Source organism: Psychrobacillus sp., from assembly GCF_056205495.1.
The window spans coordinates 1-5164 of sequence record NZ_JBAEAP010000342.1 but is presented as its reverse complement, the minus strand read 5'-3'; the positions used below and the strand labels follow the sequence as shown (position 1 = coordinate 5164).

5 protein-coding genes are annotated in these 5164 nt (G+C 37.0%); 4 read left to right on the top strand and 1 reads right to left on the bottom strand.

Features of this window, described 5'->3' with window-relative positions; all coding sequences use genetic code 11:
* Positions 1–317 (top strand): gamma-glutamyl-gamma-aminobutyrate hydrolase family protein (locus AC06OU_RS10185; RefSeq protein WP_475855561.1); only part of this gene is annotated, 317 nt, incomplete at its 5' end.
* A 98-nt stretch (positions 318–415) separates the two neighbouring features.
* Entirely contained in the window at positions 416–1423 is a 1008-nt protein-coding gene (locus AC06OU_RS10180; protein ID WP_475855560.1) for a M23 family metallopeptidase, read from the top strand.
* A 13-nt stretch (positions 1424–1436) separates the two neighbouring features.
* Here the strand turns inward: AC06OU_RS10180 and AC06OU_RS10175 are convergent, their stop codons facing one another.
* Entirely contained in the window at positions 1437–1775 is a 339-nt protein-coding gene (locus AC06OU_RS10175; protein WP_475855558.1) for a DUF5658 family protein, read from the bottom strand.
* 368 nt (positions 1776–2143) lie between these two features.
* On the opposite strand from AC06OU_RS10175, the gene AC06OU_RS10170 reads away from it, so the two are divergent.
* Positions 2144–4249 (top strand): hypothetical protein, encoded by a 2106-nt coding sequence (locus AC06OU_RS10170; RefSeq protein WP_475855557.1) that lies wholly within the window; start codon positions 2144–2146, stop codon positions 4247–4249.
* A 216-nt stretch (positions 4250–4465) separates the two neighbouring features.
* Positions 4466–4933 carry a divergent PAP2 family protein gene (locus tag AC06OU_RS10165; RefSeq protein ID WP_169358727.1) on the top strand — a complete coding sequence of 156 codons (468 nt, stop codon included), beginning with the start codon at positions 4466–4468 and terminating at the stop codon, positions 4931–4933.
* The last annotated feature ends 231 nt before the right edge of the window (positions 4934–5164 follow it).

Genomic DNA, 5164 nt, shown 5'->3' with positions numbered 1-5164 from the left:
CTCCACGTACTCATGCTTCTCATTTTGTGCAGCTCGGAGAAGGAACTGTGTTAAAGCATATTATTGGAAAGGACCGCATTAAAGTAAATAGCTTTCATCATCAGGCGGTGCGCAAAATTCCACAGGGCTATCAAATTTCGGGTATTGCAAGTGATGGAATAATTGAAGCATTTGAAAGTCAACATCATTCCTTTGTTATTGGTATTCAATGGCATCCAGAGTGCTTAGTCACGACTGGAGATGATTCATCCGAGGCAATTTTTAAAGGATTTATTGAAGCATGTAAAAATTCAAGTAAACGACTGTCTTTTCAATAGGCGGTCGTTTTTATTTTGCTCAAAAGCTTAATTATCATTCATGATTTTGATTCGTTTGGGAAAACTAATGAAAGAATTAAAAAGGAGGTAAATCATTCATGCGCTTGCTTATTAAAATAATGTCTGTCGGCTTTCTATGTCTATTTTTTGCCTCCGAGGCTTCGGCTGCCGAGGAGCTTACGCGCGAGCAAATTCTAGATAAGCGGATGGATTACTATATAAAGTACTCCACGGATACATTACCTTGGTATTACTTGGCTGCAGTGGACCAATATGAGCGGAATATACAGGAGGTAAGGAAAGATCTGCCTGAGCGAGATGGTGTTGTTGCCGTACAATTTACGGATGATTTTTGGGTAGGGCCGCTTAATCCGCTTGGGGACGATACTAATTTGACAACCATTACTTATTTTGAAGGTCAGGGAAGAGATGGCAATAATGATGGAATTGCGGATCGCCAAAATGATGAGGATGTCATGTTTACGCTTGTCCAATATTTAAGCCCTCAAGTTCATTCTGAGAAGGATTTTGAAAAAGCTTTAAAGCGCTACTATGACAAAGATTTAACGGTGAAACAAATATTGACGAATGCAAAGATTTATAAGACGTATGAGGTATTAAATCTGGATAAGCGGGCGTTTGTGCTTGCCATCAGCCACAATTACAGTTATCGCAGTACTTGGGGAGATAAGCGTGGGTGGGGTGGACGACGAATGCATGAGGGCACTGATCTTTTTGCCTATAGTGGCGTTCCAGTAAAATCGGCAACATACGGTATCGTGGAAACCAAGGGCTGGAATGACTACGGTGGCTGGCGAATTGGTATTAGAGATGTGAACAATACGTATCATTATTATGCTCATCTTTCAGGATTTGCTAAAGGAATCGAGGAAGGGAAAATTGTTGAACCTGGGACAATCATTGGTTATGTAGGCAGCTCTGGATATGGAAAAAAAGGAACTGCTGGTAAGTTTGCTCCACATCTTCATTATGGAATGTACAAATACAATGGTAGCACAGAATGGGCATATGATCCTTTTCCTTTGTTACAAAAATGGGAAAGAGAAGAGAAAACTCGCTATAAGTTAAATCCAGCAGCTAGGTAGTTGCTGGATTTTTTTAAGCAATGAAGAGTACATATATCCAATAAATATGCTTGAACAAGACGAAGGCATATAGGAATAGTGCTCCCGCTATAAGTAACTGCAAAAAGGCATTTGGCTTCAATTTTGAAATTATCAATATGAATAAAATCGGTAAGAGAATTTTAATCGAAAAAAAACTAAGGATGCTCGTTTCATACATATAACGCATCAGCGGATTGGCTTCTTCTATATATCCGTTGCTTAAACCAAAATGGGTGATAAAGCTATCACAAATAGCTAACAATAAAAGAAGTATGGCTGTGTAATGCCATCTATTTTGTTCTGTTACTTTACTTTTAATTTTTGTGTCCATAAGACCAGCTTCCTTTCTTTAGTTAACTGATATCAGTATGAGGACATTCGAATCTTATTAACCCTTTTTATGGAATAAAATTTAAAAAATACAAATAATGTTAACTATTTTTAAAATTAAAAAACTAAAAATATGACTTATAAAATAATATTTTGTTATTTCCTGTAGAATTAGAAAATAAAATAGGAGGACTATAGAATCATAGACTTGTATTTAATAAACTAAATTTTCTTGAAATTAAATAGACTGATAGATAGAATTGAAAATAATATGTATATCTTTGGAAAATATTGCGACTGAATTGAAATGGTTTAGTAAGCAAAATATTTTAAAAAGATTTATATAAAAATAGGGGGAATCGGAAGCTTATGAAAAAATTAGTTGTGGCAATCGTATTAGTAATATCACTTCTTTCGAATTCGTTTGTGGGGGCAGCTTATGCATCTCCACTTGAAACGGTTGAAAAGGCTCAGATCCAAATAGAAAATGCGAAAAAGACTTCTATTAAATCTCCTTTTTTAAGTTCAATCATTGATCAAACTGTTGCAAAATTATTTATGGCGATGCTTTATGTAGTGCCGCCCGCTTCAAAGGTGAAGGAAAGTGATGAAAAAGTGATCAAGGTGGTTCGTGCCACTTATGAAAAGCTAACAGCAAAACAGAAGAAGCTAGTAGATATAACTAGATTAGTGGATGCAGAGAATGCTTTAATCGCTTTAAAAGCAGCTAAGGAAGATAAGAAAATTGCTGCCAAAGTTGTAGAGCTAATCGATCAAATTAATAAAGAGTCTAGTGCAAAACAGTATAAACAAGCAGTTACCGTTGCACTAACTGAATATAATAAACTAACGGACAAGCAGAAGGCATTGGTTACTAATTCGGCTAAGCTGACGAAAGAAGCAGCTGATTTAAAAGCTGCTGAACAAGAGGCTGCTAAAATTACATCGTCAGCAATTGGAGAACTAGTCGAAGGAGATATTTTAGTTAATAAAATTTCTGCTTTAATTGGCGAGGATTATACGGTGACTTTATTTTCTACACCTGAAGGAATGGTTGTAGATGGGAAAATTGTACAGCCTGAAATTGGGCAAGCGGATAAGTCAGGGACAGTGGTAATGCTACTTACAAGAACAGACGGAACGAAGGTAGAGCATTCTATAGAGCTTACTGTTAAAGCTAAAGTCAATTTGGACAAGGGACTTTCACAAATTAGCTTATTCAAGGACAGTACCTCATCTACAAACAAGATTGACTTTACGACTATTTCGAATTTTGCTTTAAAAAATAAAGAAACGAACAAGGTTTATAACGTAGGAACTACACCGAACAATCAAAAGAATGTATATCAGATGAAGGATCTTCCGACTGGATCGTATACGATTGAGCTAAATACACCAGACGTGTTCCAAGTCGACAGCATTCAACTGGGGGACTCATATAAGGAAACTATATATGACCCATCTAGTAATCCGCTAGTCATTACAAAGAACAAAACAACATATGTAAAAATTGTTTTAAAATCAGAGATTACGCTACAGGAAATCAAACCGTTGGAAAACTTAACAGTACCTTACGATATTTCTTATGATGATTTTGTAGCTGCACTACCAAAGCAAGGTAAAATTGTAGATTCAAGAGGACAGGAGCATACAGTTCCATTGAAATGGGATGTGCGCCCATTCCAGTTTGAAAATTACACGAAGCCAGGAACTAGAACTTTATCTAGTGAATTCTTTAATTTACCTTTAGAGGTATCTAATAGTACGCCAGCACAACGTCTTGAAATGACTATTCAAGTGATATTTCCAGAGCCAGAAAAAAGCAACTCACATATTAGCTTATACAAAGATAGTACATCCTCTCCAAATAAGATTGATTTTACAAACATTAGTAATTTTAGCTTGAAAAATAAAAAGACAAATAAAGTGTATCAAGTGGGCACTACACCAAGTAATCAAAAACATGTGTATCAAATGAAGGATATTCCTGAAGGTTCTTATACCATTCATTTTGATACATTAGATTCAATGAGTGTAAGTTATATTGAGCTTGGGGAATCCTATAAAGAAACAATTTACAACGCAGATACTAATCCATTGGTGATTACGAAAGGGAAAACTGCATACGTGAAAATTGTTGTATCGTCTGAAGTAACTCTCGAAACAATTAGTCCATTAGAGACTTTAACCGTTCCTGCAGATATTACGTATGATGATTTCCTAGCTCAATTGCCGAAGCAAACAACTATTATTGATTCGGATGGGGAAGTGCGTACAGTAGCGATTACATGGGATGTGCGTCCATTCCAGTTCACTAGCTACAAAAAGCCTGGAACCGTTTCGTTAACTAGCCAGTTCTTTAAGCTGCCAATTGAAGTGTCAAACAGCACTCCAGCCCAGCGCTTAGAGGTAGGCTTGCAAGTGGTTTTCGCGGCACCGGATGCACCTGACGCAGTAGAGGAAGAGGAACTATAATATAATTTGGATGAAAGAATCTCTTTAGGGCCACGTGGTCTTAAAGAGATTTTTTATTATTTGGAGGTAAAGGCACGATTTTATTAGAATAGGGAAGCTGCGTTAATGGAAGAAGTGTTGGTTACTTAAAGAAAGTAAGGTTATTATGCTAGTTATTGGGTATTTTAATAAGGTATATTTAATTGGACAAAATACATAGAACAATGGAGGCAGAAGATGGCGAAGATGAATAAAGGGATTATAACGGCGTTATCAGCAATTGGATTGGCTCAAGGATTAAAGGTGTTTACCCATAAAAAAATAACTGGGGAATGGGATTTGAAACAAGCATTTACGACTGGTGGAATGCCAAGCTCTCATTCAGCAGGTGTAGCAGCCCTAGCTTCATACGTAGCAGCAAACAGAGGCACACGCCACACGGAAACTGCATTAGCAGTTGTGTTTGGAGCAATCGTTATGTATGATGCACAAGGTATTAGACGCCATACTGGAGAAATCGCTCAGCTAGTGAACGATTTAGAAGAAAACGTTGTAGCTCTATCTGGTAATTTTCCTAGCTTTGAGGTTGTAAAAAGAGAAGAGGAACTAAAGGAACTACTAGGCCACCAACCAGTAGAAGTACTAGCAGGAGCAGCACTAGGCACAGTGTTTGGAATACTTTGCGCCAGACTTGAAGATCGATAACGTGGGACAAGTGTGGATGAAATGTTACAGGTGCCTGGCACCTGTAACATTTAAGAGGAAATAAAAAAATGGCCAAGGCGATCAGTTAATCGCTTTGGCCTTTAGTATTTTAGTTGACTCCGTAATTTTTTGTTTCACCATCATCATATTGGATGTCTAAGTTAAATGCAGTGAAGTCTTCTACTTCAAATGCTTTTGAAACCTCTTCTACTACATCCTCCGTATTCATTT

What these genes read in the sequence shown, in the direction of transcription:
- AC06OU_RS10180 (WP_475855560.1), top strand. Translation starts at nt 416, where the DNA reads ATGCGCTTGCTTATTAAAATAATGTCTGTCGGCTTTCTATGTCTATTT.
- AC06OU_RS10175 (WP_475855558.1), bottom strand. Translation starts at nt 1,775, where the DNA reads ATGGACACAAAAATTAAAAGTAAAGTAACAGAACAAAATAGATGGCAT.
- AC06OU_RS10170 (WP_475855557.1), top strand. Translation starts at nt 2,144, where the DNA reads ATGAAAAAATTAGTTGTGGCAATCGTATTAGTAATATCACTTCTTTCG.
- AC06OU_RS10165 (WP_169358727.1), top strand. Translation starts at nt 4,466, where the DNA reads ATGGCGAAGATGAATAAAGGGATTATAACGGCGTTATCAGCAATTGGA.